This is a genomic window from Streptomyces sp. NPDC056734, from assembly GCF_042790455.1.
In the GTDB taxonomy this organism is placed as follows: Bacteria; Actinomycetota; Actinomycetes; order Streptomycetales; family Streptomycetaceae; genus Streptomyces.
In genome coordinates this window covers 106,118-130,836 of sequence record NZ_JBHTZD010000003.1, presented here as the reverse complement: position 1 = coordinate 130,836, position 24,719 = coordinate 106,118, and the positions used below count along the sequence as shown (strand labels likewise).

The 24,719-nt window shown below is 70.9% G+C and carries 22 protein-coding genes; 15 read left to right on the top strand and 7 right to left on the bottom strand.

The features are described from left to right. Positions 1-18: 18 nt before the first annotated feature. Together ACFRFC_RS04810 and ACFRFC_RS04805 are read right to left on the bottom strand one after the other, a co-directional pair. Complete coding sequence (locus ACFRFC_RS04810; protein ID WP_382683423.1) at positions 19-561, bottom strand: GNAT family N-acetyltransferase; 543 nt, start codon at positions 559-561, stop codon at positions 19-21. A gap of 209 nt (positions 562-770) precedes the next feature. Next, complete coding sequence (locus ACFRFC_RS04805; RefSeq protein WP_382683426.1) at positions 771-1,688, bottom strand: N-acetyltransferase; 918 nt, start codon at positions 1,686-1,688, stop codon at positions 771-773. Positions 1,689-1,930: 242 nt separating this feature from the next. Here ACFRFC_RS04805 and ACFRFC_RS04800 point away from each other — a divergent pair, with 242 nt between their 5' ends. Continuing rightward, positions 1,931-2,686 carry a VOC family protein gene (locus ACFRFC_RS04800; protein WP_382683428.1) on the top strand — a complete coding sequence of 252 codons (756 nt, stop codon included), beginning with the start codon at positions 1,931-1,933 and terminating at the stop codon, positions 2,684-2,686. Between the two features lie 280 nt (positions 2,687-2,966). Here the strand turns inward: ACFRFC_RS04800 and ACFRFC_RS04795 are convergent, their stop codons facing one another. Beyond that, the gene (locus tag ACFRFC_RS04795; RefSeq protein WP_382683431.1) at positions 2,967-3,191 is read right to left on the bottom strand and encodes a hypothetical protein; all 225 of its coding nucleotides are present in this window, start codon (positions 3,189-3,191) and stop codon (positions 2,967-2,969) included. A 113-nt stretch (positions 3,192-3,304) separates the two neighbouring features. Here ACFRFC_RS04795 and ACFRFC_RS04790 point away from each other — a divergent pair, with 113 nt between their 5' ends. From ACFRFC_RS04790 to ACFRFC_RS04770, 5 genes are all read left to right on the top strand, one after another. After that, on the top strand, positions 3,305-3,853 hold the full coding sequence (locus ACFRFC_RS04790) for a DUF5134 domain-containing protein (protein WP_382683434.1): 549 nt from the start codon (positions 3,305-3,307) through the stop codon (positions 3,851-3,853). A 282-nt stretch (positions 3,854-4,135) separates the two neighbouring features. Next, positions 4,136-5,071 (top strand): M56 family metallopeptidase, encoded by a 936-nt coding sequence (locus tag ACFRFC_RS04785; protein ID WP_382683438.1) that lies wholly within the window; start codon positions 4,136-4,138, stop codon positions 5,069-5,071. A 59-nt stretch (positions 5,072-5,130) separates the two neighbouring features. After that, the gene (locus ACFRFC_RS04780; RefSeq protein WP_382683441.1) at positions 5,131-5,811 is read left to right on the top strand and encodes a phosphatase PAP2 family protein; all 681 of its coding nucleotides are present in this window, start codon (positions 5,131-5,133) and stop codon (positions 5,809-5,811) included. A gap of 107 nt (positions 5,812-5,918) precedes the next feature. Next, a complete protein-coding gene (locus tag ACFRFC_RS04775) occupies positions 5,919-6,608 on the top strand; it encodes an HAD family hydrolase (protein WP_382683444.1) in 690 nt (229 codons plus the stop codon). A 301-nt stretch (positions 6,609-6,909) separates the two neighbouring features. After that, positions 6,910-7,584, top strand: a complete 675-nt coding sequence (locus tag ACFRFC_RS04770; protein ID WP_382683447.1) for a TetR/AcrR family transcriptional regulator — start codon at positions 6,910-6,912, stop codon at positions 7,582-7,584. Positions 7,585-7,627: 43 nt separating this feature from the next. On the opposite strand, the gene ACFRFC_RS04765 is transcribed toward ACFRFC_RS04770, so the two are convergent. Next, positions 7,628-9,130, bottom strand: a complete 1,503-nt coding sequence (locus tag ACFRFC_RS04765; protein ID WP_382683449.1) for an LVIVD repeat-containing protein — start codon at positions 9,128-9,130, stop codon at positions 7,628-7,630. Between the two features lie 257 nt (positions 9,131-9,387). On the opposite strand from ACFRFC_RS04765, the gene ACFRFC_RS04760 reads away from it, so the two are divergent. The 3 genes from ACFRFC_RS04760 (at position 9,388) to ACFRFC_RS04750 (ending at position 13,121) form a co-directional block, all read left to right on the top strand. Then, positions 9,388-10,005 carry a DUF305 domain-containing protein gene (locus tag ACFRFC_RS04760; protein WP_382683758.1) on the top strand — a complete coding sequence of 206 codons (618 nt, stop codon included), beginning with the start codon at positions 9,388-9,390 and terminating at the stop codon, positions 10,003-10,005. Between the two features lie 239 nt (positions 10,006-10,244). Further along, positions 10,245-11,627 (top strand): FAD-dependent oxidoreductase, encoded by a 1,383-nt coding sequence (locus ACFRFC_RS04755; protein WP_382683452.1) that lies wholly within the window; start codon positions 10,245-10,247, stop codon positions 11,625-11,627. Between the two features lie 105 nt (positions 11,628-11,732). Then, positions 11,733-13,121, top strand: a complete 1,389-nt coding sequence (locus tag ACFRFC_RS04750) for a nucleobase:cation symporter-2 family protein (protein WP_382683454.1) — start codon at positions 11,733-11,735, stop codon at positions 13,119-13,121. A 292-nt stretch (positions 13,122-13,413) separates the two neighbouring features. Here the strand turns inward: ACFRFC_RS04750 and ACFRFC_RS04745 are convergent, their stop codons facing one another. Continuing rightward, positions 13,414-14,160 (bottom strand): PaaX family transcriptional regulator C-terminal domain-containing protein, encoded by a 747-nt coding sequence (locus ACFRFC_RS04745; protein ID WP_382683459.1) that lies wholly within the window; start codon positions 14,158-14,160, stop codon positions 13,414-13,416. A gap of 89 nt (positions 14,161-14,249) precedes the next feature. On the opposite strand from ACFRFC_RS04745, the gene ACFRFC_RS04740 reads away from it, so the two are divergent. Then, complete coding sequence (locus tag ACFRFC_RS04740; protein ID WP_382683462.1) at positions 14,250-15,923, top strand: DNA alkylation response protein; 1,674 nt, start codon at positions 14,250-14,252, stop codon at positions 15,921-15,923. Between the two features lie 349 nt (positions 15,924-16,272). Further along, entirely contained in the window at positions 16,273-18,324 is a 2,052-nt protein-coding gene (locus ACFRFC_RS04735) for a HEAT repeat domain-containing protein (protein ID WP_382683465.1), read from the top strand. A gap of 8 nt (positions 18,325-18,332) precedes the next feature. Here the strand turns inward: ACFRFC_RS04735 and ACFRFC_RS04730 are convergent, their stop codons facing one another. After that, a complete protein-coding gene (locus tag ACFRFC_RS04730; RefSeq protein ID WP_382683467.1) occupies positions 18,333-18,806 on the bottom strand; it encodes a hypothetical protein in 474 nt (157 codons plus the stop codon). Between the two features lie 441 nt (positions 18,807-19,247). On the opposite strand from ACFRFC_RS04730, the gene ACFRFC_RS04725 reads away from it, so the two are divergent. From ACFRFC_RS04725 to ACFRFC_RS04710, 4 genes are all read left to right on the top strand, one after another. Next, positions 19,248-20,390 carry a WD40/YVTN/BNR-like repeat-containing protein gene (locus ACFRFC_RS04725; RefSeq protein WP_382683470.1) on the top strand — a complete coding sequence of 381 codons (1,143 nt, stop codon included), beginning with the start codon at positions 19,248-19,250 and terminating at the stop codon, positions 20,388-20,390. 123 nt (positions 20,391-20,513) lie between these two features. Beyond that, positions 20,514-21,191 (top strand): uracil-DNA glycosylase, encoded by a 678-nt coding sequence (locus ACFRFC_RS04720; protein ID WP_382683473.1) that lies wholly within the window; start codon positions 20,514-20,516, stop codon positions 21,189-21,191. Beyond that, positions 21,188-22,204: an N-acetylglucosamine kinase gene (locus ACFRFC_RS04715; RefSeq protein ID WP_382683476.1), complete on the top strand. Its 1,017-nt coding sequence runs from the start codon at positions 21,188-21,190 to the stop codon at positions 22,202-22,204. Before ACFRFC_RS04720 ends, ACFRFC_RS04715 begins: the two co-directional genes overlap by 4 nt. A gap of 140 nt (positions 22,205-22,344) precedes the next feature. Next, on the top strand, positions 22,345-23,226 hold the full coding sequence (locus ACFRFC_RS04710) for a hypothetical protein (RefSeq protein WP_382683760.1): 882 nt from the start codon (positions 22,345-22,347) through the stop codon (positions 23,224-23,226). 342 nt (positions 23,227-23,568) lie between these two features. Here the strand turns inward: ACFRFC_RS04710 and ACFRFC_RS04705 are convergent, their stop codons facing one another. Continuing rightward, on the bottom strand, positions 23,569-24,600 hold the full coding sequence (locus ACFRFC_RS04705; RefSeq protein WP_382683479.1) for a lactonase family protein: 1,032 nt from the start codon (positions 24,598-24,600) through the stop codon (positions 23,569-23,571). Between the last annotated feature and the right edge of the window lie 119 nt (positions 24,601-24,719).

The following is a 24,719-nucleotide window of genomic DNA, read 5'->3' as shown; positions in this document are numbered from 1 at the left end:
GGTGCGCCGGGACGCGCGCTACAGCTCCTTGACCAGCAGCTCGAACTCCAGGTCGTCCCGCTGCGGAATCCCGAACCGCTCCTCGCCGTACGGGAAGGGGGTCATCCGCCCGGTGCGCCGATAACCACGCCGCTCGTACCAGGCGATCAGATCGTCCCGTGCGGTGATCACGGTCATGCGCATCTCTGCGGCGTCCCAGAGGTGGCGGGCCCGCCGCTCGGCCTCGGCGATGATCTCTTTGCCGAGGCCGGCGCCCTGGAGGCCGGGGCTGACCGCGAACATGCCGAAGTAGGCATGATCATCACGGTGTTCGAGCTGGCAGCACGCGACGACCCGGCCCTCCCTCTCGACGGCCAGCAAGCCGCCCTCCGGCGCCTTGATCACTTCCAGCACTCCCTCGGCGTCGATGCGCCGCCCCTCAAGGATGTCCGCCTCGGTGGTCCACCCGGTCCGGCTGGAGTCCCCGCGATAGGCCGATTCGATCAACGCGACGAGATCGTTCACATCGGCGTCGATGGCATCGCGGTACTTCAGTCCGATGGTGGCGGGGCGGGCGTCCATGGGGCACTTCTCCGTTTCAGCGGCACGGCTCGGCAGGGTCGAGCGTAACGCGCGCGACAAAACCCTCACGCCGCACGATCAGCCGTCCCGGGAGGGCCGTTCGACCATCTGACCTCGCCATGTGCCGCAAGTCCGGCACCGCCGAACGGAGTCGACCAGGGACGGTCGGGAGCGATGGAGAGCCATGTCGATGGGGAGCGGTCTGGGGCTCAGCGGCCGTCGGCCCCGTACCGCCATCCTCGGTCGGTGCGGGTAAGTTCCCGGAAGCCGGCCGTGATCAAACGATCGATCGCAACCTGATCGTCCGCGTCCTCGTACGTCAGAAGGCGGTCCGCCCCGCACAGCCGAAGCCAGTCGGCGGCTTGTCCGAGCAGCCACTCCTCCCAGCCCTCGTTCTCCCGTACGACGACCAGGTTGCCGATGTCCGCGAGACCGGCGGCACGGGTGTGGCGCTCGGGGCGGGCGAGGGACGTGTCGACCTCGATGAAGCCGGCGGCGTCGCCATCGGCGCCGTACGCCGTGAGACGGGTGCCGCACTCCCCCAGGGTGCGCACGGCCCGAACCCCCGGCCGGGGCTCCGGTACCGACTCCGGCAGATCGGCGACCCGGGCGATGAGCAGCACCTCGGTGCCCCCGATGTGCCGGAAACCGGCGTTCTCGTACACGGCCCGGATGTGCGGCCAGGGCTGGGGCACGCCGTACACGGCAGGAGCGGGCAGGGCACCGTCGGCGAGGCACGCCCGGACGTCCCAGCGGGCGATCTGGGCCAGGCAGGCGCTCATCAGCAGTTCGGCGGCCTTGTGAGTGTTCGGCAGGAAGGACGCCTCGGGCCGGCTGACGAACCAGCTGATCTCGCCCACGCCGCGATAGTCCTCGGCGACCTCGTCGTCCGCGCGGTAGCGCAGCAGATGCGCCGCCGCGACGATGTGCCGCCGCTCCTCGGCGACCAGGGTGATCCGCTCGGCGACCCACGGATCGGTGATGAACTCGTCCGGCTGCCGCTCCAGCGAGCTGAGCACGGTGTTCACGGACACGCCGACGCCGGGGATCACGGCGGCGATGTGCAGATTGATCAGATCGGTGAGCTGATCACGGTCCGCGCGGTGGAAGGTACGCACGGTGGACATGGGTGACCTCCGGTCATGGAGTGAGCTACTGGGAGGCCGCCATGCGATGCGGTATGCCGGGAGCCTACGACAGGGAGGGCGATGGGCGCGAGGCGGTATGGGGCGGGGCGATGGTGACGCTTCCGCCACGTGTCGGGCGCCACGCCTCGCGCGGCGCGTCCCCCGGTCGCACGATGGTGGTGAGGACACGCCCGAGCTTCCGCAGGGTCCGTCCTGCGGAGGAACGCCGAGAAAGGACCGTCATGAGGCTCGAAAAGCCGGTCCCAGGTGGGCCCTGCTGGACCGAGGTCGGCACCAGCGACCTGGAGGCGGCCAAAGCGTTCTACACGGAGCTGTTCGGTTGGCGTACGGAGACGGACCGGCGTCAGGAGGCGGGCGGCTACACGATGGCGCATCTCGGGGACGCGCCGGTGGCCGCGCTGACCCCGCTGTACCAGGAGTCGCAGCCGGTGGCCTGGAACGTGTCGTTCCAAGTGGCCGACGTGGACGCCGCCGCGCGGACGGTGTCAGAGGTGGGCGGAGCACTTCTGCTCGACCCGATGGATGTGCTCGACATAGGCCGTTTCGCGGTCGCCGCCGATCCGACGGGCGCGGTCTTCCAGATGTGGCAGCCGCGCACGTTCGAGGGCGCCGGACTGTTCAACGCACCCGGCTCGCTGGGCTGGGTGGAACTACGGACCCGAAACCCCGACCTGGCCAAGACCTTCTATCCGCAAGTGTTCAGCTGGACCGTGAGCGTTTCCGAGCGCTATCCCCAGTGGGGCATCGCCGGCGCGGACTTCGGCGGGATGACGACGATGGACGACAAGTTCCCGCCGGAAGTGCCGCCGCACTGGCTTCCGTACTTCGCGGTCACCGATGTCGCCACCGCGGCCGCCACGGCCACGAACGCGTCCGGCACGGTCCTGATGGAGCCGACGACCTTTCAGGACGGCCTCAGGATCGCGGTGCTGCGGGATCCGCAGGGAGCGGCGTTCGGCGTGTACGCCGCGAGCTGAGCACTCTTGTTGGCCTCAGGCGCGCGGCTTGCTGAGCCCCACCTCAGGGTCTGGGCAACTCGCCCAGCAACGTGGTGTCGCTACTGAAGGGCGGGGCGGTGCCTCTCGCGGGCGCCAGGGCCGTGTCGTCGCCGCCGGCCCCGGAGCGGGTCGATCCCGCGCGGCTCAGAGGTGCCGCTCCGGCGGCGCCGGGCTCGTCCCGACTGAGTCTGCCGCGACCGTCTCCCGACCGTTCACCGGGTTCGGGCACCCAAGCCCGGTGGGACTGTTCCATCCCCGTTCACCGGCTACGCGTCCGCTGCCGCCACTCAACGATCACGGCGTCGTCGGTGGCACGCGCCTGGGCGAGCGCGACGGCCAGGTAACGGCGGGCGGATTCGAGTGCGAGGAGTGCGAGGAGTACAGGGAGTGCGAGGAGTACGGGGCGGTCGGCCTCGGCGGCGGCACGCGCGTGGCGAACCTCCACGAACGCCCGCGCGGCCCGTTCACGGCCCCTTCCGCGCATCCCTCACCTCCTGTGCCCCCATGAACGCTCCCCGTGTACGCCCATGCGCTCGCGTGCGCGCCGCGCGGGTCGGGCATCGCATCCGTGACCGTGTGTCGAGCGGGGAGGTGCGTGTGCACGGACCGGCTTCGCCCGGATGGCTGCTGGTGGCGGTGTGTGCCGTGACCGGCGCCTATTGCGTGCTGCGGATGCGCAGCGCCGCCGCGGAGGAGCGCCGTACAGCGGGCGACGAGGCACTGATGGGCTTCGGCATGGCGGCCATGGCCGTGCCGACGACGGTGTTCACCACACCGTTGTGGACCTGGCCGGTCTACGCCGTCGTCTTCGGCGCGGCGGGATTGCGCGCGCTATGGGTCGCTCACCGAGGCGCGCATCATCTGCACCACGCGGTCGGTGCGTTGGCGATGGTCTACATGGCGGTCGTGATGGGCATCTCCGCCGGGCAAGGCCATGGTCACGGTGGCAGTTCGGCCGGTCTGCCGCTGGTCACGGGGGCGTTCCTGCTCTACTTCACGGGCTATGTGCTGGTGTCCGGCATGCGTCTGCTTCCCGTACCGGGGGTCGCGGGAGCGCCGGTGGGGTGGGGCGACCGGCCGGAGTTGACGCAGGCGTGCCGCCTGTCGATGGGGATCGCAATGGTGGCGATGCTGATGCTCATCTGAACATTCCCGGTTGATCGGATTCGGGCGGGAGCGCAACAGCAGATGTTCGTAATGCCAGGCGGAGGCGTGTGCTGTCGGAGCGAGCGCACATAGAGTCAGAGCAAACGAACATGACGCCTGAGCACGATAGGCGCGAACCCGGGTCGGCATACGCGGCGCCTGCGAAAGGGCGGCGATTGACCTACGCGATGCCTGCGCCCGGCACGACGAAACCGTGGTCTGCGTCACTTTGCGGGCGAGGCCCGTACCCCGGGAGACCCGCCCGCTCATAGGCTGCGGCCCATGATGGTCCCCGCGGCACTGCTGCTGCTCGGCGTTCTGACCGCCGTGCTCGGCCCCAGGATGCTCGCTCGTGCCGACTGGCCGGACCATGAGCCGGTGGTCGCGCTGTGGGCGTGGCAGTGCGTGGTAGCGGCCGTACTGATGTGCTGCGCGCTGTCGATGACACTGAGCGCGGCGGCGGCCTGGCAGGCGGTGCGCGGGCATGTGTTCGCGCCGGCGCCGAACGCCGTCGTGGACGCGTACGCCCTGGGCTCGGCCGGCCCATGGGCGGCGGCGACGGCGGTGACGCTCGCGCTCGCCGGGCTGTGGAGCGGCGCCATGCTGCTGCGGGAGATCGCGCGAGCGCGGGCTCACCATCGGCTGCGCCGGGCAGAACTCCGCCTCCAGGCCCCGCTGTTGCCCGGCGAGGAAGCCGCCGCGGGTCGGCTGGTGGTCCTGGAGGGCGAGCGGCCGGACGCCTGGTGGCTGGCGGGGACGCCGCCCCGGATGGTGGTCACGACGGCCGCGCTGCGCCGGCTGAAGGGCCGCCAGTTGGACGCCGTGGTGGCGCACGAGGAGGGACACGCGCAGGCGCGTCACGATTGGTTGCGGCATTGCTCGGCGGCGCTGGCGACCGGGTTCCCCCAGGTGCCGGTGTTCGCGGCGTTCCGGGAGGAGATGCACCGGCTGGTGGAACTCGCCGCCGACGACATGGCGTCCCGCCGTTTCGGCCGCCTCACCACGGCGCTCGCGCTGATCGAACTCAACGAACACCGCGGCGTGTTCGGCCCGTCCGCCACTCCCCGGGCGCATATGCCGCAGCGTGTGCAGCGATTGCTGACCGCTCCTGAGCGCCTCCCGGCGATCCACCGCCTTCGGCTGACGGCGACGGCGGCGCTGGTGCCGGTGATCCCGGTGCTGGTGACGTTCGTGCCCGGACTGCGAGCGCTGGGTTAGCAGCCCTTCACAGGCCCCGGCGGTGGCCTCGCACCCCACCGGTCGGCAAGAATCGCAGTATGACCACCACGCCCGTCGACCGCCCCACCCGTCCGCCACAGCATCGAACCGCTCTCCGCGCGGCGCTCGCGTTCGGAGTGTGCTCACTTGCGCTGCTCATTCTCGTCGCGGCGTCGTGGGGACCGCTGATCACGGTCGATGAGCAGATCGCTCGGACCACACACGGCTGGGCTGTCAGCGAGGACGGGCTGACGCATGCGTTCCGGATCCTCACGGACTGGGTGTGGGATCCGATGACCATGCGCATTCTGTGCGCGGCCGTGATCATCTGGCTGGTGTGGCGCCGCGCGGCCTGGTTCACCGCGGCCTGGCTGCTGGTGACGGTCGCGGTGAGCACGCTGGTGCAGCAGGGACTGAAGGCCGCCGTCGGCCGCGAACGCCCCGTCTGGCCGGACCCGGTCGACTCGGCCAACTACGCGGCCTTCCCGTCCGGCCACGTCATGACCGCCACGGTGGTCTGCGGCCTGCTGGTGTGGCTCCTCCACCGCTACGGCGCCTCCCGTACGGTCCTGCGCTGGGCCACCACGGTGGCTGTCGTGTCCGTCCTCGGCGTCGGCCTCACCCGGGTGTGGCTAGGTGTCCATTGGCTCAGCGACGTCGTGGGCGGCTGGCTGCTGGGGGCGATGGTGATCGCGGCGGCGGTGGCGGTGCATGAGCGATTCCGGCCGGAGCGGCCTTGACCGCCGCGAGGCGGCCGTCGACCGGCGACAAGAGTGGCCCGATATCTGGCCCTCTTCCCCACGGCCACCCCTAGGATCGCCGCAACGCCCACCCCTAGGATCGCCGCATGATCGCCGTCCTCTTCGACTTCTCCGGAACCCTCTTCCGCGCCGAAACCACCGACTCCTGGCTACGCGCGGTCCTGGACGAGACCGGGATCGGCCTCCCGGAGGCCGAGGTGGCCGCACTCGCCCAGGCGCTGGAGGCAGCCGGCGCACTGCCGGGCGGGCCGATTCCGCAGCACCTCCCCGCGGAACTGGCCCCGCTGTGGGAGGTACGCGACGAGAGCGCCGAACTGCACAGGGCCACCTACACCGGCCTCTCCCGCCAGGTGCGGCTGCCCGCCGAGCACCTGCACGACGCGCTCTACGACCGCCATATGACACCCGCCGCCTGGACCCCGTACCCGGATGCCGGGGAGGTCCTGGCCGGGCTGCGCGAGCGGGGCATCCAAGTAGGCGTGATCAGCAACATCGGCTGGGACCCGCGCCCGGTGTTCCGCGCCCATGGACTCGATGATCATGTGAACACCTACGTACTTTCGTACGAACATGGCATCCGCAAGCCGGACGCCCGCCTCTTCGCGACCGCCTGTTCGGCCCTCGGCGTGGATCCGCGTGAGGTGCTGATGGTCGGGGACGACCGGCGGGCGGACGGCGGAGCCGCGGCCCTCGGGTGCACGGTTCACTTCGTCGATCACCTGCCGGTGGGGAAGCGACCGGATGCCCTGCGCGCGGTACTCGACCTGATCGACTGAACATCGAACATTGATCGGTCGATCCCGCAGCCCCGCGATCCGGCAATCTGCTGGTCCGCCGGCCCGAAAATCACTCGATGGCAACTGATCTGCCGACCGGCACATGCTCGTTCCGTGCCCGGTCGGCACCCACCGCCAGGTTAGTAGCCCTGGCAAACCATCCCGGCATACAGAACCGCCCACCTCGGACGATCCCCCGTGTCGCCCGAGGCAGGCGGCAGCCAGGCCGGGCCCGTGCAGGAGCCGGTCCGGACGCCCTGAGTATAGTTGGCTGGCAGCCAGTCAACGCAGGAGTTACAGCATGTCCCCGCGCAGCGCCCAGGTCAATGAAGAGCTGCGGCGCCGTTCGCGTGAGCGATTGCTCCACGCGGCGATCGAACTGGTCAGCGAACGCGGCTACGAGGCGACAACGTTGGCGGACATCGCCGACCGCGCGGGCTCGGCCCGCGGACTGGTGTCGTACTACTTCCCCGGCAAGCGCCAGTTGGTGCAGTCCGCGGTGCACCGTCTGATGCACCGCACGCTGGAGGAGGGCCTGGAGAGCGAGCCGCGCACCGACGATGGGCGGGAGCGGATGGCGCGGGCGATCGACGCGATCCTGGGCCTGGCCAGGGATCAGACGGTACTGATGCGCCAGCACATGGCGGGTCTGCTCCAGGCCGAGGGTTTTGTGCAGTGTCCGGAACAACGCCGGCTCGCGGAGCTGCTGCGGGACACGGTCGCCCGGCGCGGCTCCAGGGACGTGGAGGCCGACTACCCGATGATGCGGTCGCTGCTGATGGGCGCGGTCTACGCGATGGTGCTGCCGAACGTCCCGATGCCGATCGCCCCGGTCCGCGCCGAACTCTTCCGGCGCTACGGGCTCGACTGGGAGCAGGGTGTCCCGCCGGACGCCGAGGCGCCCAGCGGGACGTGTGAGCGGGATCTGTCACGGTTCTTCGCGCCGGACGAACCGCCGGGCACGAAGCCCCGCTAGCCGATCAATCGATCGACCGGCAGCTGAGCGATCGATCAGCCGGTCAGTCGAAATAGTCCGGCTGGGTCTGCACGTTCAGCTCCCGCAGCTGGACCCAGCGCGCCGGATTCGTACGAGGGTCGTTGAGCTTCAGTACATCGAAGCCCTTCGCCATGTCGTTCGAGTAGATGTAGCCGTTGTAGTAGTACGCCGACCACGAACCGCCGACCGTGAGCGTGTCCGTGGAGAGCGGACCACGCTCGAAGTAGGCGATCTCCTTCGGACGGGACGAGTCGGTGAAGTCCCAGACCGAGACACCGCCCTGGTACCACGCCTGAACCATCAGATCCTTGCCCTTGACCGGGATCAGCGAGCCGTTGTGGGCGACGCAGTTCTCGGTGTCGGCCTGGTGCCGCGGGATCTTGAAGTAGCTGCGGAACACCAGCTCGCGCTTGTCGCCCTTGCCGACGATGTCGTAGATACCGTCAGCACCCCGGTTCGGGCCGATCGCCGCGTTGCAGGTGGCGCCACCGCCGCCGCCCAGCTCGTCGGTGAAGACGACCTTGTTCGCGGTCTGGTTGAAGGTCGCCGAGTGCCAGAACGCGAAGTTCACATTGTCCTGCACCTGATCGATGACCTTCGGACGTTCCGGGTCCTTGATGGAGAACAGAATGCCGTCACCCATGCAGGCGCCCGCGGCGAGATCCTGCTCGGGCAGCACGGTGATGTCGTGGCAGCCGGTGGTCTTCGACACGCCCGGGTTCGTGGGTCCGCCCGGGTTGCCGCCGCCGTCCGCGCCCTCGCCCGGGAACAGCACCGGGAAGGCTACGACCTTCGCCTTCTCGGGGGCGTCGCGCGGCACCTTGATGATCGAGATGCCGTCGTGCGGCGGCTGGCAGTCCGGGTAGGCGGCGTTCGGCGAGTACGAGGAGACGTACACGTAGACGTTCTTGCTCTCCGGCACCAGGGTGTGGGTGTGCGAACCGCAGGCGGTCTCGACGGCAGCGACGTACTGGGGATTGCGCTTGTCGCTGATGTCGAAGACCTTCATGCCCTCCCAGGAGGACTTCTCGGTCGTGGGCTGCGTGGTGCTGTTGCAACTGCTGTCGCTGCGCGAGGAGTCGGTCGACAGGAACAGCAGGTCACCTGAGACGGAGATGTCGTTCTGGGAACCGGGGCACAGCACCTGGGAGACGGTCTTCGGCGCCTTCGGGTTGCTGATGTCGAAGATGCGGAAGCCGTCGTAGTTGCCGGCGAACGCGTACTTGCCCTGGAAGGCCAGGTCCGAGTTGGTACCCGGCAGAACGTCCTTGGGGATGTTCGCAAGGTGCTGGATGTTGGACGAATGAACAATCTCGTCCTGGGCCGGTATGTCGCCGGCGGCTATCGCCGCGCGCGCCTCGGCCTGATCGCTTGTGGACACCGACAGCTCCCCGGCCGGGGTGTCACCCGGGTCGGGGGTGGCTGCGGCCTGGTGGGCCGTCAGCAGCGTGGCCAGGAGTCCGGCCGCGGCTACGACAACTCCCAGTCGTCTGTGTCGAGTCCGGGATCGGTTGAACAGGGTCACTGCGTCCTCCCTTGTTCCGTTCGCGAGGGAACGCTTAACGGATCAACCGAAGTATCGTCTCCGTCATGCACAGATCAATAGGGTGCAACGGAGTCGTAATGCAGTTTTCTGATCGGTCGAGCGTGGAAGCGTGCTAGGACAGTCACCTGCGCTCACAAAGCGCACCTTTGCGGTGTTCGCCGTCACGCCTGCCACAGGAGGTAGTTGTGCTCTTCCGCCGTGCTTCTCGCGCGTCCCTCACCACCGCTGCCGCGGCCATGGTGGCCGTGCTGGCGCTCGGGGCGTGTGAGTCCGGGTCGGACGACGAACCCACGTCAGGTACGGGGACCGGGCCTTCGGTGCTGCTGCCGGGCGAGCCGGGTGACGAGAATCAGACCCTGTCCGCCGAGGAGGCCGCGGAACAGCGCGTGGAGGACGACACGCCCAACTCGGCGGATGTGGCGTACGCGCGAATGATGATCGAGCATCACACGCAGGCCCTGGAAATGACCGAACTCGCCTCCGAGCAGGCGGAATCGGAAGCCGTGAAGGGGCTCGCCGAACGCATCGCGGCGGCCCAGGAGCCGGAGATCGCCGCCATGGAGGCGTGGCTGACGCGGCACGGCGAGGACGGCGAGGACGACTCCGGGAGCAGTCACGACCATGCGTCGATGCCCGGGATGGCGACCGAGGGGCAGCTGAAGAACCTTCACTCAGCCAAGGGCAGCGCGTTCGATCAGCTCTTCCTGACTCTGATGATCACTCATCACGAGGGTGCGATCACGATGGCCACGGACGTCAAGGGACAGGGCAACAACATCCAGATCGAGGAGATGGCCGACGACGTGATCGCCCAGCAGACGTCCGAGATAGGACGGATGCAGGAGATGGACTGACCGATCGATCACGGCCCCCCTGATCGCATCTCAGCGAGATCAAGAGAGGATGCTTCAAGCGCCCACGCAACGTAATCGCATGATCACATTCCATGCGAACGGTCACGCACGGCATGCCCTTCGTCAGCGCAGCGCCGCGCCCCCTCCCGCTCTTGGGGGCCCGGTGCGATGCTGGAGGCATCAGCGATCTCCTGCCAGGCTCCGGGTGACCGGACAGGACGGACAAGGAGAGTTCCGCCGTGTTGCGTGTCGCCGTCGTCGGTTCCGGGCCCAGTGGGGTCTACACCGCCCAGAACCTGGTCCAGCTCGATCCCGAGGTGCATGTCGATGTGATCGATCGGCTGCCGTGCCCGTACGGTCTGGTCCGCTATGGCGTGGCACCGGATCACGAAAAGATCAAATCGCTCCAGAACAATCTCCGGACGGTACTGGAGCACGATCGAGTGCGCTTCCTCGGCGCTGTCGACATCGGTTCGGGCGGCGTGCCGGTCGAACGGCTGCGGGAGCTGTATGACGCGGTGGTGTACTGCGTGGGCGCCGCGACCGACCGACGGCTGGGCATTCCTGGCGAGGACCTGAAGGGGAGCTGGTCGGCGACGCAGTTCGTGTCCTGGTACAGCGCTCATCCGGACGCCGTGGACGACGGCTTCGTACGGGATGTGCGCTCGGCCGTGGTGATCGGTGTCGGCAATGTCGCGGTCGACGTGACGCGGATCCTGGCGCGCGGCGCGGCGGAGCTGAGCCCGACCGACATGCCCCAGGCCGCCCTGACGGCGCTGGCCGCGAGCCAGGTGACCGACATCCATATGGTCGGACGGCGAGGCCCGTCGCAGGCCCGCTTCACCACGAAGGAACTGCGCGAGCTGGGCGGGCTCCCCGAGGCGGACGTGCTGCTGAACGCCGGGGAACTGGGCCTGGATCCGGCCTACAGCGATCCGTCCGGGCTGCCGGCCGTGCAACGGCGGAACATCGAGGCGCTGCGTGGCTGGACAGACCAGCGGGCGCGGGGCGCGGCGCGCAGGATCCACGCGCGGTTCTTCCTTCGCCCGGTCGAACTCCTCCCCGACCCGTCCGGCGCGCAGGTGGCGGGGGTCCGCTTCGAACGCACGGTGCCGGACGGACACGGCGGGGTCAGCGGCACCGGAGAGTACGAGGAGATCGAGGCGCAGTTGGTGCTTCGTTCGGTCGGCTATCGCGGCGTGCCCTTGGAGGGGCTGCCGTTCGACACGGGGAGCGGGACGGTGCCGCATCGGGCCGGGCGGGTGCTGCGCGAGGGTGCGGTGGCGCCGGGCGAGTATGTGGCGGGCTGGATCAAGCGCGGCCCGACCGGTGTGATCGGCACCAACCGGCCGTGCGCGAAGGAGACGGTGACATCGCTCCTGGAGGACGCCTCCATGATCGTACGAACAAAGCCAGGTGGTGATCCGATCACGTGGTTGCGGGCCGCGGGGTTCAGCCCGGTCGAATGGTCCGGCTGGGAGTCGATCGAACGCGCTGAGGCGGCGCTCGGGGCGTCCTTGGGCAGAGCGGGCGTGGTGAAACTGCCCGACTGGCGATCACTCATGGTCGCCGCGCACGGAGACGAAGGCCCGGTAGCGGCGCAGGCCGAGTCGATCCCCTGATTCGCTCGTGCCGGGGGCGATCGATCGAACACGCCCCGAACGCGGACACGAAGCGGCAACACCCTCGAAATCAACAAACTGTTTAATAGACCTACGGTCTCGCCCATGACGAAAACCGCACTGATACACCCCGTGGACGAGGTCCCGCCCATACGGCAACTGGCCGCCTTCGGCCTGCAACATGTGCTCGCGATGTACGCGGGCGCCGTGGCCGTTCCGCTGATCGTCGGCGGCGCGATGAACCTTCCGCCAGCCGACCTGGCCTATCTGATCACAGCCGATCTTCTGGTGTGCGGGATAGCGACGCTCATCCAGTGCGTGGGCTTCTGGCGCTTCGGTGTTCGTTTGCCGATCATGCAGGGATGTACGTTCGCCGCCGTGTCGCCAATGGTGCTGATCGGTACGACGGGTGGCGGGCTGCCCGCGATCTATGGCTCGGTGATCGTGGCAGGGCTCGCGATCATGCTCCTGGCGCCGCTTTTCGGACGGCTGCTGCGCTTTTTCCCTCCGCTCGTCACGGGCACGGTCATTCTGATCATCGGCGTGTCACTGTTGCCGGTCGCGGGCAACTGGGCGGCCGGTGGCGCCGGCGCGGAGGACTTCGGCGAGCCGAAGAATCTGGCGCTGGCGGCCTTCGTGCTGGCGGTGGTGCTGGGCGTGCAGCGGTTCGGACCGGTGTTCCTCAGCCGGATCGCGGTGCTGATCGGTATCGCGGTGGGCCTGGCGGTTGCGGTGCCGTTCGGGTTCACGGACTTCGGCGGCGTGGGCGACGCCGACTGGCTGGGCATCAGTACGCCGTTCCACTTCGGGGCGCCCACCTTCGAGATTTCGGCAATCGTGTCGATGCTGGTCGTCGCGCTGGTCTGTATGACCGAGACGACCGGTGACTTCATCGCGGTCGGCGAGATGACCGGGCGGAAGGTCGAGCCGCGCGCGCTCGCCGACGGGCTGCGCGCGGACGGCCTGTCGACCGTGCTCGGCGGAGTCTTCAACACCTTTCACTACACGGCGTACGCGCAGAACGTCGGTCTGGTCGGGATGACCAGGGTGCGCAGCCGCTGGGTGGTGGCCGCGGCGGGCGGCATCCTGGTGCTGCTGGGCCTGCTGCCGAAGCTGGGCGCGGTGGTCGCGGCCATCCCGGCGCCGGTGCTGGGCGGTGCGGGCCTGGTCATGTTCGGCACGGTCGCGGCGAGCGGCCTGCGCACGCTGGCCGAGGTCGACTTCCAGGGCAATCACAATCTGACCGTGGTCGCGGTGTCGGTGGCGATGGGGGTGCTGCCGGTGGGTGTTCCGACGATCTACGACGCGTTCCCCGCCTGGTTCCAGACGATCATGCACAGCGGGATCAGTGCCGGCTGTCTGTCCGCGATCGTGCTCAATCTGCTCTTCAATCACCTTCCCGCGAAAGCGGGCTCAGCCGTTGCCGGGCGGGGCGGCCTGGCGGTCAGCGGGGGCGATCAGGACGCCCAGCAGCCCCGGGAAAAGGCCGTCTAGACCGTTCTGACCTAGGACGTTCCCTTTGGCAGTGCTGCGATACGTCTGCTGATCACTTTGTTCTCGCGCAGCGCCCGGACGTGATGCGTGGTCGTGGACTGGGTGAGCGGAAGATCGAAATGCGAACACAAATGCTCGCCGCCGTCGACGGCGGCGAGCGTTCGCACCACCAGAAGGACCTCGGGCGCGTCCCAGGCGACTGCCCCTTCGCCCGCTATGCCACCCCCGCGACCGGCGGCATGAGGCTGATCATCGTCGAGGAGACCGGAGTGCCGCGTACGGCCGCGCCGCCTCACGCCCGGTGGACCAGCCCTCCGACCTCCCGCCGATAGCCCGCGTACGCGGCCCGCAGGGCCGTTCCCGGCCAGTCCGCGGGCAGCAGCTCGGGCGGCAGGACCGGGTCGGCCAGCAGGTGCCGTACGACGGCCGCGAACGCGGTGAACCGCTCCGCCGGACGACGCACTCGCGCCACATGGGCGAGCAGGGACTGCGCGGTGCCGGCCCAGCCTTCGAGGGGCCACAGGCTCGCGGCGAGTTCGCTCGCGGGCTGTTCCGGGCGGGCCGCGTAGTGCTGGGCGACCTGGGCGAAATCTGCCGGCAGCGGGCGAAGGAGGTTGGCCGGGCGCAGCCAGATACCTTCGCGGAGTTCGGCGAGCCGCAGGGCGGTCAGGCGGGCGCGCAGCTCGGCGCGTTCGGCTGGGCCGCGGCCGGTGGCGGTGATGACGGCCATCTCCCAGTCGCCGTCCCACACGCGCGTGCCTGGCTCCGCGGCCTCGTCCTGGCGGCGCTGTCGTTCCAGCAGGCGGTCACTGAGCCCGTACACGGTCCCCGCACGCCGCAGATCACCGGCAGCGACCATCCGGCTGAGCGCCGCTCGCAGGGTGGACCCGCCGACCCCGAACGGCGCCACCGCGCTCACCAGATCCCGCACCGGCAGCTCGGGCGGATGCACCCCGAGCAGCAGGCTCAGCACGACCGACCGCGCGGACAGCGGGCGCAGCTCGACGCCGGGCTCGGCGGGGCGGACGGGCGGGTTCATGGGCGTACCTGCACATGCATGGCCGTACCTTACGCGCGGCCGATGTTGCACTATTGCTGCATCCGCAGGAATAGTGCAACACTCGTGATATGGCCACCATATCCGCGCACGACAGGTTCCTCTCGGGCGAGTCGCACGTCACCCATGAGGTGATCAATCAACCGTCGCCGCTCGCTCCCTACGACGCGTCCGACGACGCGGCTCTGCTGGAGGGGCTGCGCCGGGAGGGAGCCGGATGGGCCGAAACGGAGCTGCGGCGGCTGGGGCGGCGGGCCGGCGGGGTGGAGGCTCAGCAGTGGGGTGAGCTGGCGAACCGCCATGAGCCCGTTCTGCACACTCACGATCGTTTCGGCAACCGGATCGACGAGGTGGAGTTCCATCCGAGCTGGCACCAGCTGCTGCGGGTGGCCGTGGAGGAGGGGCTCGCGGGTGCGCCCTGGGCGGACGACCGCTCCGGCGCGCATGTCGCCCGTACGGCAGGCGGGCTGGTGTGGGGGCACAGTGAGGCCGGGCACAGCTGTCCCACGTCGATGACCTATGCGGCTGTCCCGGCGCTGCGTCGCCGGCCGGAGCTGGCGAAGGTGTACGAGCCGCTGCTGACCAGCCGGGAGTACGACCCGGGTCTGCGGGTGCCGAGCGAGAAACGCGGGCTGCTCGCGGGGATGGGGATGACGGAGAAGCAGGGCGGCTCCGATGTTCGAACGAACAGCACGATCGCCACGCCGACCGCCGAATCGGGCGTGTACATCCTGCGCGGGCACAAGTGGTTCACGTCAGCGCCGATGTGCGATCTGTTCCTGGTGCTGGCGCAGGCCCCGGACGGCCTGTCGTGCTTCCTGGTGCCGCGCGTGCTGCCGGACGGCACGCGCAATCCGTTCCGTATCCAGCGGCTGAAGGACAAGCTCGGCAACCGGTCGAACGCTTCGTCCGAGCCCGAGTTCGACGGCACGATCGCCTGGCTGGTCGGACCGGAGGGCCAGGGCGTCAAAACGATCATCGAAATGGTCAATTGCACACGTCTGGACTGTGTGATGGCCACCGCGACCCTGATGCGCAAGACGCTGGTCGAGGCGGGCCACCATGTCCGTCACCGCAATGCCTTCGGCGCGCTGTTGGTGGATCAGCCCTTGATGCGCAATGTCCTCGCCGATCTCGCCCTGGAGTCGGAGGCCGCGACGACGCTCACGCTGCGGCTGGCGGGTGCGGCCGACCGCGCGGTGCGCGGCGACGAGGCCGAGCGCGGGTTCCGGCGGATCGCCACGGCCCTCGGCAAGTACTGGGTGACCAAGCGCGGCCCAGCGTTCACCGCGGAGGCACTGGAGTGCCTCGGCGGCAACGGCTATGTCGAGGAATCGGGCATGCCCCGGCACTACCGCGAGGCGCCCCTGCTGTCGATCTGGGAAGGCTCGGGCAACGTCAACGCGCTCGATGTGCTGCGCGCGCTGGGCCGCGAGCCCGGCACCGCAGACGCCCTGTTCGCCGAGCTGGCTCTCGCACGCGGCGCGGACGCCCGTCTGGACGCCACGGTGGCCGGCCTCAAGGAGCTTCTCGCCGCCACCACCCCGACGAGCGCGCGCCGGCTGGTCGAGCGGATGGCCCTGACGCTCCAGGCGTCGCTCCTCGTCCGCCATGCCCCGCCCGCCGTCGCCGACGCCTTCTGCGCGACCCGGCTGGGTGGCGACTGGGGGCACTCCTTCGGCACACTCCCGGACGCGGCCGACATCGACGCGATCCTCGCGCGGGCGCTGCCGGAAGGCGAGTGACGCGGGTAGAGCCGGGGGCAGGGCTGATCAGCCGCAGGGGGGCAGTGTTCGGAACGGGGCGCGGCGTCCCGTGCCATCGGGGACTCCGGGGCCCGGCTCGCCATCATCTTGAAGCTCTCCTCGGGTGGGCTGCCGGGCTTGAAGGTGTGGAATGTGAGCAATGGCGCGGCGCTCGGCCGTACGGTTCGCGGGGCGCCCCCGCGCACGCGCGCGTCCCGCGGCGTCGCGCTTCCGCGTACGTGTCCCAGATCCCATATCCTCCCGGCCGGATTCCGGTTCGTTGTCAGTGCCGTGGTGCAGACTCCAGAGCGGAAGGGCAGTGTGACCGCTGCGCCCGGGGGAGGACGGGATGTTCACGGGGATCGACGACATCGACTGGGCGTCGCTCAGGCATGCCTACGGCACCGCGCGGGACGTGCCGGGACTGCTGCGGGGGCTCGCCTCGGAGGATCCCGCCGAGCGGGAGACCGCGCTCGACGGGATGTACGGCGCGGTGCACCACCAGGGCAGCGTGTACGACTCGACGCTCGCGTGCGTTCCGTTTCTGCTCACCCTGGCCGCGCGCGAGACGGGCCAGGACCGGGCCGGGATCGTCGAGTTGCTGGTGAGCATCGGGGGCGGGGCGGACGACTCCGGTGACACCGACGACGCGAACGGCGCCGCAGCGGTGTCCGGCCCGGCCGAAGAGCTGCACGCGCGGGCTCATGACGCGGTGCGCGCAGGTGCGCCGGTTTTCGCGCGCCTCGCCGGGGACGCCGACGCGGGAGTACGCCGGGTGGTGCCCCGCGCGGTGGTCGGATTCCTCGACGAACCGGCGCGCGTACTGGCCCTGTTGCGGGATCGCATCGAGCGGGAGCGCGAGGACCAGGTCCTGATCGCGCTGGCCGAGGGCCTGGGGATGTTCGCCCGTCGGCATCCCGCGTACTCCGGCCCGGCGCTGGACATCCTGGCCGTGCAGAGCGCGCCGCCGAACGGGCCCGCGCTGCGGCTGGCCGCGCTCGGCCAGCTCGCGGCGCGAGCACCCGAGCGCCTTCCGGAGAACCTGGTCGCCACGGCCGTAGGGCTGCTCCGGGAGCGGTCGACGGGACAGCGGCCGAGTGAGCCACCTCATGCCGTCACGGACACGCTGGCAAGGCATTTCCGGCGGCTGCGGCCGTCGGACGAAGAGGGCTCGCAGTTGCTGCGGACGCTTCATTCGGCGCTCGGCGGCCGTGTGCAGGAGCGGATCGCGCTCCTGAACGGGCAGTTGACGAGTCCGGGCACCTCGGACCGGTGCAACGCGGTGTGGATGTCGGCGGGGCTGTTCCGCGCGTGGCGGGGCGACTACGCCGGGCCCGCGGCGCTCATAGGGGCGCAACTGGGGGCGGAGGAAGGCGGACTGAGGGACGCGGCGGTGTCCGTCCTGGGTGATCTCCATGAGCTGGCCGCGCCCGCCGCGGACGCGCTGCACGATTTGGCGAGGGCCCGCCCGGACCTGTGGGTGCGGCGCTGGGAGCGTGGGGCGCCCACCTTGGGTGGTCTGCTCAAGGCGCTCGCCAGGAGCGGCGACCCGCGCGCGGTGCCGCTCCTCGCCGAGGTCCTCGCCGGGGCCACCGTCCCGGACGACCTCGGCGTCGTGGTCGTCCCGCTCGGCCGGCACGCGGCCCCGCTCGCGCCCGCGCTGCTGCGCGAACTCGCCGCCGTCGCCCCGGACTCCCCCACCGCCGTCAGCCGCGCGCTGCCGCTGCTGAGGGCTCTCACCGAACTCCGCGACGAGGGTGTCGTACCGGAGGCGTTGCGGCTGCTGAGCCGCTCGGAGGAGGAACCGAGCGGATTGGTCGCGCGGGCGGCGCTCCGCGCCTTGGGGGCGTTCGGGGCCACCGCGCGGGAAGCAGTTCCCGTGCTGCGCGGTTTGCTCGGCGGCGGGTCCGGCATCGCCGCCGCGGGCGCGCTGTGGTCGATCGAGGGCGACGCCGCTGCCGTACTTCCGGTGCTGCGGCGGGAGTTGGCGGGCAAGGACCCGTACCGACGGACCGCGGCGGCGGAGGAAATGGCCGGGCTGGGGCCGTCTGCCCGTCCCGCGCTGCGCAGGCTGCGGCGTATGGCGGGGTCCGGCTCGGTGTGGGAGCGCACGGCGGCGGCGTACGCGCTCTGGCGCATCGAGGCGGACCCGGAGCCGGTCCTTCCCGCACTGCGTTCCGCCTGGACGGAGAGCCCGTACCCGCGCGTCCAGATCGCCGAGCACGTGTGCGAGATGGGGTCGGCCGCCGCACCCTTGCGGGACCTCATGGAGGCGGAACTCGCTTCGGGACGGCGGCATTTGGCTCGGGAAGGGGGCCACGGCAGCGATGACATCCCCAAGGACGAGCGGTTGCTGAGACTCTGCCGCGAGGTGGTGCGGGGCACGCAAGGGGACGTCTAGGGCGCGCGTCATCCCGTCTGCCGCCATCGGAGCGCGTAGAAGCGGGCCCAGTCCGGCTCCCACGGGTCCAAGCGCTGCCGCTCCAGGCGTCCGCGGAGCATGCTGCCCGCGGCGGTCGGCAGCATGGCCGCGGTCGCCCCGGTCATGCTGCCGACCAGGGACGCGCGGACGCGGGCCTGGGTGACGGTGGCGGGTTCGGTGACCAGGCGGCCCGCGCGGTCGGTCCAGACGGTGATCTCGCCACCCGCGCGGCTGCCCGGCACGACGCGGGCCTGCCCGGCGCGGGCAGAGCCGTCCGGCGCCGTCCACGTCATGCGGGCCCAGACCTGTTCGCCGCTCGCGCGGGAGGGCATGCCGGGCGCGCCCTCGGTCAGCAGCGCGGTGATCGGGCGTCGCTCCACGCGCTCGCGGACCAGCGAGTTCTCGACGGAGCGGGCGGTGATCCAGTCCGGCGAGCCCGCGGACCAGGGCGGCCAGCCCACGGGCGAGCAGAACGCATGCCTCCACCGCGTCCGAGCGCCCCGTGAGCGGATTGCGCCGCCAGCGCCACAGCCACACCTTCCGACCCGGGATCGCCAATCGACGGCTTCCTCCTCGTCCCCTCCGCGCGCGGGTATCCGTCCTCGACCGCATAGCCGCCCTCGAACGCGAGGCCTCGTCCCCTGCGCGCGCGAGGCATCCGAGCCCGGCCTCGCCACCCTCGCCCGCGTCGGCCCTCGTCCCCTGCGCGCGCGAGGCATCCGCGACCCTCCCCCCTACGCGCATCGGCGGCCGGATGGTCAGGGCACCGGCCGGGGGATGGCGTGTTCCATGCGGTTGGCGCAGGCCCGGCCGCCCCGGTCCGGAGTGTGGCGTCCGCCCGTCCCGTCGTACGACGTGACGGCTCTGACCTGCACAGACGTCGTTCCCGAGGGAGATTGTCAGTGCTGGGGTGCAGACTGGCCGGTGTCTGGGACAACGACGTCGCGGAGGTGATCGGCATGACCGAAGTACTACTCGCCGTGGGGACGCGCAAGGGCCTGTTCATCGGGCGCCGGCGCGGTGGCTCCTGGGAGTTCGACGAGAGTCCGTATTTCAACGCGCAGGCCGTGTACTCGGTCGCCATCGACATGCGGGGCGAGACGCCGCGGCTGCTGGCCGGCGGGGACAGCTCGCACTGGGGGCCGTCGGTGTTCCACTCCGACGACCTGGGCCGGACCTGGACCGAACCGGCCCGCCCGCCCGTGAAGTTCCCCAAGGACACGGACGCTTCGCTGGAGCGGGTGTGGCAGTTGCACCCCGCGGCGGCCGAGGCGGACGTGGTGTACGCGGGCACGGAACCGGCGGCGCTGTACCGCTCGGAGGACCGCGGTGAGACGTTCGACCTGGTCCGTCCGCTGTGGGAGCACCCCACGCGCGCGAAGTGGGTGCCGGGTGGCGGCGGCGAGGGGCTACACACGGTGATCACCGACGCGCGTGATCCGCGGGCCGTGACGGTCGCCGTGTCCACGGCAGGCGTGTTCCGCACCACGGACGGCGGCGCGAGCTGGGCGCCCGCCAACTCCGGTGTCTCGGCGGTGTTCCTGCCCGACCCGAACCCGGAGTTCGGCCAGTGTGTGCACAAGATCGCCAAGGATTCCGCAGACCCCGACCGGATGTATCTCCAGAACCACTGGGGCGTCTACCGCACGGACGACGCGGGCGCCCGCTGGACCGACATCGGCGAGGGCCTGCCGTCCACCTTCGGCTTCGCCGCCGCCACTCATCCGAGCCGCGGCGGCACGGCGTATGTCTTCCCCATCACCGCGGACGCCGACCGGGTGCCCGCCGGCCGGCGCTGCCGGGTGTTCCGCACGCCGGACGCCGGGCGGAGCTGGGAGCCGCTGACGGCGGGGCTGCCGCAGGAGGACCACTACGGCACGGTCCTGCGCGACGCGCTGTGCACGGACGACGCCGACCCGGCGGGCGTGTATTTCGGCAATCGCAACGGAGAGGTGTTCGCGTCGGCCGACGACGGCGACAGCTGGCGGCAGTTGGCGTCCCACCTGCCGGACGTGCTGTGCGTGCGGGCGGCGGTCGTGGCGTGAGCCCAGGGTCAGTGGGAGGCACGGGCAGGTGGGAGGTGTGAGGCGCGGGCAGATGAGGAGGGTGGCGAGCCGGTCTTGGCCATCGGTTGATCACCGCGCGGTGTACGGCAGTAGGGTGACACCGTGGCACCACGACCCTTGCATGAAATCGTCGAAGCAGGCTGGGCGAAGGCCCTGGAACCCGTCGCCGGGCGGATCGCCCAGATGGGCGACTTCCTCCGCGCGGAGATCGCCGCCGGGCGCACGTACCTTCCGGCCGGGCCCAACGTCCTGCGCGCCTTCCAGCAGCCCTTCGACGACGTACGCGTGCTGATCGTCGGGCAGGACCCCTATCCCACACCGGGACACGCGGTGGGTCTGTCCTTCTCGGTGGCTCCGGACGTACGACCGCTGCCCGGCAGCCTGATCAACATCTTCCGCGAGCTGCACGCCGATCTGGGACTGCCGCAGCCGTCCAACGGCGATCTGACGCCCTGGACCCAGCAGGGCGTGCTGCTGCTCAACAGAGCGCTGACCACCGCCCCGCGCAAGCCGGGCGCCCATCGCGGCCAGGGCTGGGAGGAGGTCACCGAGCAGGCGATCCGCGCGCTCGCCGCGCGGGGCAAGCCGCTGGTGTCGGTCCTGTGGGGCCGGGACGCGCGCAATCTGCGTCCGCTGCTGGGGCAGCTGCCCGCCGTGGAGTCGGCGCATCCGTCGCCGATGTCCGCAGACCGGGGCTTCTTCGGCTCGCGTCCGTTCAGCCGTGTCAACGACATGCTGATCTCCCAGGGCGGCCAGCCGGTCGACTGGCGCCTGCCGTGACCACCGGCGAGGACTCCCCGGCCCACGCCGCGGGCATCCTCGCCGTCGACTCGGGCGGCTCGGGCCTGCGCGCGGCCGTCGGTACGGCGGCGAGGGGCGCTCTCGCCCAGCGGTCCTCCGCCGAGCCCGTCCGCACCGGCCCGCGCGGTATCGACCCGGATCATCTGCTGGGCCAACTGGTGCCGATGGTCCGCTCACTGGCCGAGGAGACAGGGCTCCATGTCCTGTGTACGGCGGCTGTCGGCGCCGCCGGCCTCGGCACGCTCGGTGACGCGCTGCGCGCCGAACTGCCCGCCGCCCTGCACCGGGAGTTCGCAACGGAGACCCTCGCGCTGGCCGCCGACGCCGTCATCGCGTACGCCGGTGCGCTCGGGGCGCGTCCGGGTGCGGTGGTGGCGGGCGGAACCGGTCTGATCGCCCTCGGCACGGATCTGTCGAGGTGGCGGCGGGCGGACGGCTGGGGTCATCTGCTGGGCGACTGCGGCGGCGGGGCGTGGATCGGGCAGGCGGGGCTTCAGGCGGCGCTGCGCGCGTACGACGGTCGCGCGGGCGGCTCGGTACCGCTGATGAACCGCGCGGAGGACGAGTTCGGTCCGCTGTCCGAGCTGCCCGGGCGGTTGTATCCGCGCCCGGACCGGACCGCCGTACTGGCGTCGTTCGCGCCCCATGTCGCCGCCTGCGCGGACGAGGACCCGGTCGCGGCGGCCGTCCTGCGGGCCGCGGCACGGCACATCGCCGACTCCGCGGCGACCGTCTGCCCCGCCTCTGGCGACGTCCGGGTGGCGCTCACCGGGGGCCTGTTCAAAATGGGACCGCCGCTGCTCGGGCCGCTGGAGACCGAGTTGGCACGTCAGCTGCCGCACGCGCCGCTGGTGCCCGCCGAGGGCGATCCGCTGCACGGTGCCGTGACCCTGGCCGCCGGTCTGGCCATCGGCGCCCTGACCTTCCCGTACGACAAGAACATGCTGTCGGTCACGCGCACGTCCGGACGAGCCAGCGACGCCCAGTTCTGATCCGTACGTAACTCATCAGACAAAACCGGACGGATACCGCTCACCTGCACCCTCCCCGAACAGGGGAGCCCAGGAAACCAGTAACATGCGGCGCCATGAGCTCCTCCTCAACTGGGCCCGCGTCCGGGCTCCCCGTACGAATGCCGCGCCCGCGCCAGCCGGGACGGCACCGCCGCCCCGAGCCGCTCGCGGCTCCCGAGGGCGCACCCGCTCTCGTCCTCGCGGTCCCCGGAACACCGGGCTCCGCAACGCGCGGCATCGCCGAGGAGATCGTCAGTATCGCCCGGTCCGAGCTGCCCGGCCTGGACGCCCGGATCGGATACCTGGACGGCGACGACACGGAGTTCGCGTCGCTGAAGGCCGTGCTGGCGCATGCCGCCGAGGAGCGCACGGCCCGCTACGAGCAGGCGGTGGCCGCCGGCCTGGAGGTCAAGGAGCCCGAGGGTCCGGTCGCGGTCGTCGTGCCGCTGCTGGCCGGTCCGGACAACGCGCTGCTGCGGCGGGTCCGCCAGGCCGTGATGGACAGCAAGGTCGCCGCGGACCTGACCGATGTGCTGGGCCCGCACCCGCTGCTCGCCGAGGCGCTGCACGTACGGCTGTCGGAGGCCGGGCTGGCCCGTGCCGACCGTGCCCGGCTGTTCACCGTGGCGACCGCCGCGGACGGCATCATCCTGGCGTCCGTGGGCGGCGAGGAGGCCGTGCAGGCCGCCGGGATCACGGGCATGCTGCTGGCCGCGCGGCTCGCCGTGCCGGTGATGGCCGCCGCCCTCGACGAGGAGGGCTCGATCGCGGCGATCGCGGAGCAGTTGCTCTCCTCGGGCTCGCAGCAACTGGCGCTGGCGCCCTATCTGATCGGCCCGGAGATCGACCCCGCGCTCGTCCAGGCCGCCGCGGAGGAGGCGGGCTGCGCCGCTGCCGAGGCACTCGGCCCGTACCCGGCGATCGGCAAGCTGGCGCTCGCCAAGTACATGATGGCGCTGGGCATCGCGCCGCAGCACGCGCAGGGCGCGCCGGTGCGGTGAGCAGGGTGCGCTGACGGCGTGTCGCGTCGCCAGCCGTGTCGCCTGTGGCTGTCCATCGATGGTCGTCGGGCCCGCTCCTCTTGTGGGAGCGGGCCCTTCGGTGTGCGCGCGAGGCTGCGATGGTGATGATGGTGCGGCGTGTCGGTGGGTATTTGGAGGGCCGGGTGGACGCTCGGGCGTGTCGGTGCTGCACGGGGGCGTGCTGGGCTGGCGCGCCGGGCGTGTCGGTAGGGGTGGGGGTGGACGGTCGGCCGACGGTCGCAGGGGGCAGGTCGGCGATCGGTGGGGCAGGGGGCGCCGTCCATGTCGCTGAGCGCGGTCGGCACGCCCCTGTCTGCGGGCCTATTCGAAGATCACGCAGGACGCGGCCGGGACCCTGATGGATCCGGCGCGGCTCGGCAGGCCGGTGGCGGGGTCCAGGGCGAACCAGGTGACGTCGCCGGAGCGTTCGTTGGCCACGTACAGGTGACCACCCGACGCGGTGATCGCGCGTGGCCAGTGGCCGCCGCACGGGACCGTCCCGACCAGCCGGAGTGCGTCTCCGTCGACGGCGAGCACGGACAGTACGTCCTCACCTCGCGTGGCGGCCCACACGAACCGCCCGTCGGGCGAGGCGACGATCCCTGACGGGTAGGCGTCGCCGTCCGGCGAGCCGGGCAACAGTCGCACCTCGGACAGCGGCTTGAGCAAGCCGTCAGCGGCGTCCCAACGGCAGACGGTGATCGTGGGCGTCAGTTCGTTCACGATGTAGGCGTACGTGCCGTCCGGGTGGAAGGCGAGGTGGCGCGGGCCGGAACCCGGGCGGAGCGCGATCTCGCGGTGCAGGGCGAGACGGCCCCCGGTGAGGGTGCACACGCGTACGGAGTCCGTGCCGAGGTCGACGCTCACGGCCCATCGACCGCTGGGGTCGGGCTGCACCTGGTGGGCGTGCGGACCTTGCTGGCGGGGGGTGTGCGGGCCCGCGCCGTAGTGCGCGAACACATCGGAGGCGGCCGGTGCGAGGGTGCTGTCCGGACGCAGGGGGATCGCGCTGACGCTGCCGGAGCCGTAGTTGGCGGTCAGGACGTGGCCCGCGTGCACGGTGAGGTGGGTGGGGCCGTTTCCGCCGACGGGAACCGGCTGGCCTGCGGGCTCAGGACTGTCCCCGTCGACGCGGTACGCGGCCACCGCGCCCTCCGCGGTCTCGCTGACCGCGTAGAGCATGCCGCCCGAGGGCGAGAGGGCGAGATACGAGGGATCGGGGACACCGTCCAGGCCGCTGAGCACGGTGAGCGCGCCGTCTCGCGGATCCACGGACGCCGTCACCACGCCGGGCCCGCCGGCCGCCGTGAACGACCCGATGAACGCCCGTTGCCCTCTGCCGCCGTATGTCACCGCTGTCCCCTCTCGGTGGCTGTGCCGTCCGGGGTGACGGTAGCAGTCGATCTACGGCGGTCTAGACCAAGGGTGGGTCATCTCTGAATGTTCGCTCACTCTGAACGTTCACTCTCAAT

Bases quoted from the DNA above. Each gene is read 5' to 3' on its own strand.
- ACFRFC_RS04810 (WP_382683423.1), bottom strand. From the start codon at position 561: ATGGACGCCCGCCCCGCCACCATCGGACTGAAGTACCGCGATGCCATC.
- ACFRFC_RS04805 (WP_382683426.1), bottom strand. From the start codon at position 1,688: ATGTCCACCGTGCGTACCTTCCACCGCGCGGACCGTGATCAGCTCACC.
- ACFRFC_RS04800 (WP_382683428.1), top strand. From the start codon at position 1,931: ATGAGGCTCGAAAAGCCGGTCCCAGGTGGGCCCTGCTGGACCGAGGTC.
- ACFRFC_RS04795 (WP_382683431.1), bottom strand. From the start codon at position 3,191: ATGCGCGGAAGGGGCCGTGAACGGGCCGCGCGGGCGTTCGTGGAGGTT.
- ACFRFC_RS04785 (WP_382683438.1), top strand. From the start codon at position 4,136: ATGATGGTCCCCGCGGCACTGCTGCTGCTCGGCGTTCTGACCGCCGTG.
- ACFRFC_RS04780 (WP_382683441.1), top strand. From the start codon at position 5,131: ATGACCACCACGCCCGTCGACCGCCCCACCCGTCCGCCACAGCATCGA.
- ACFRFC_RS04775 (WP_382683444.1), top strand. From the start codon at position 5,919: ATGATCGCCGTCCTCTTCGACTTCTCCGGAACCCTCTTCCGCGCCGAA.
- ACFRFC_RS04770 (WP_382683447.1), top strand. From the start codon at position 6,910: ATGTCCCCGCGCAGCGCCCAGGTCAATGAAGAGCTGCGGCGCCGTTCG.
- ACFRFC_RS04760 (WP_382683758.1), top strand. From the start codon at position 9,388: ATGGTGGCCGTGCTGGCGCTCGGGGCGTGTGAGTCCGGGTCGGACGAC.
- ACFRFC_RS04750 (WP_382683454.1), top strand. From the start codon at position 11,733: ATGACGAAAACCGCACTGATACACCCCGTGGACGAGGTCCCGCCCATA.
- ACFRFC_RS04745 (WP_382683459.1), bottom strand. From the start codon at position 14,160: ATGAACCCGCCCGTCCGCCCCGCCGAGCCCGGCGTCGAGCTGCGCCCG.
- ACFRFC_RS04740 (WP_382683462.1), top strand. From the start codon at position 14,250: ATGGCCACCATATCCGCGCACGACAGGTTCCTCTCGGGCGAGTCGCAC.
- ACFRFC_RS04735 (WP_382683465.1), top strand. From the start codon at position 16,273: ATGTTCACGGGGATCGACGACATCGACTGGGCGTCGCTCAGGCATGCC.
- ACFRFC_RS04710 (WP_382683760.1), top strand. From the start codon at position 22,345: ATGCCGCGCCCGCGCCAGCCGGGACGGCACCGCCGCCCCGAGCCGCTC.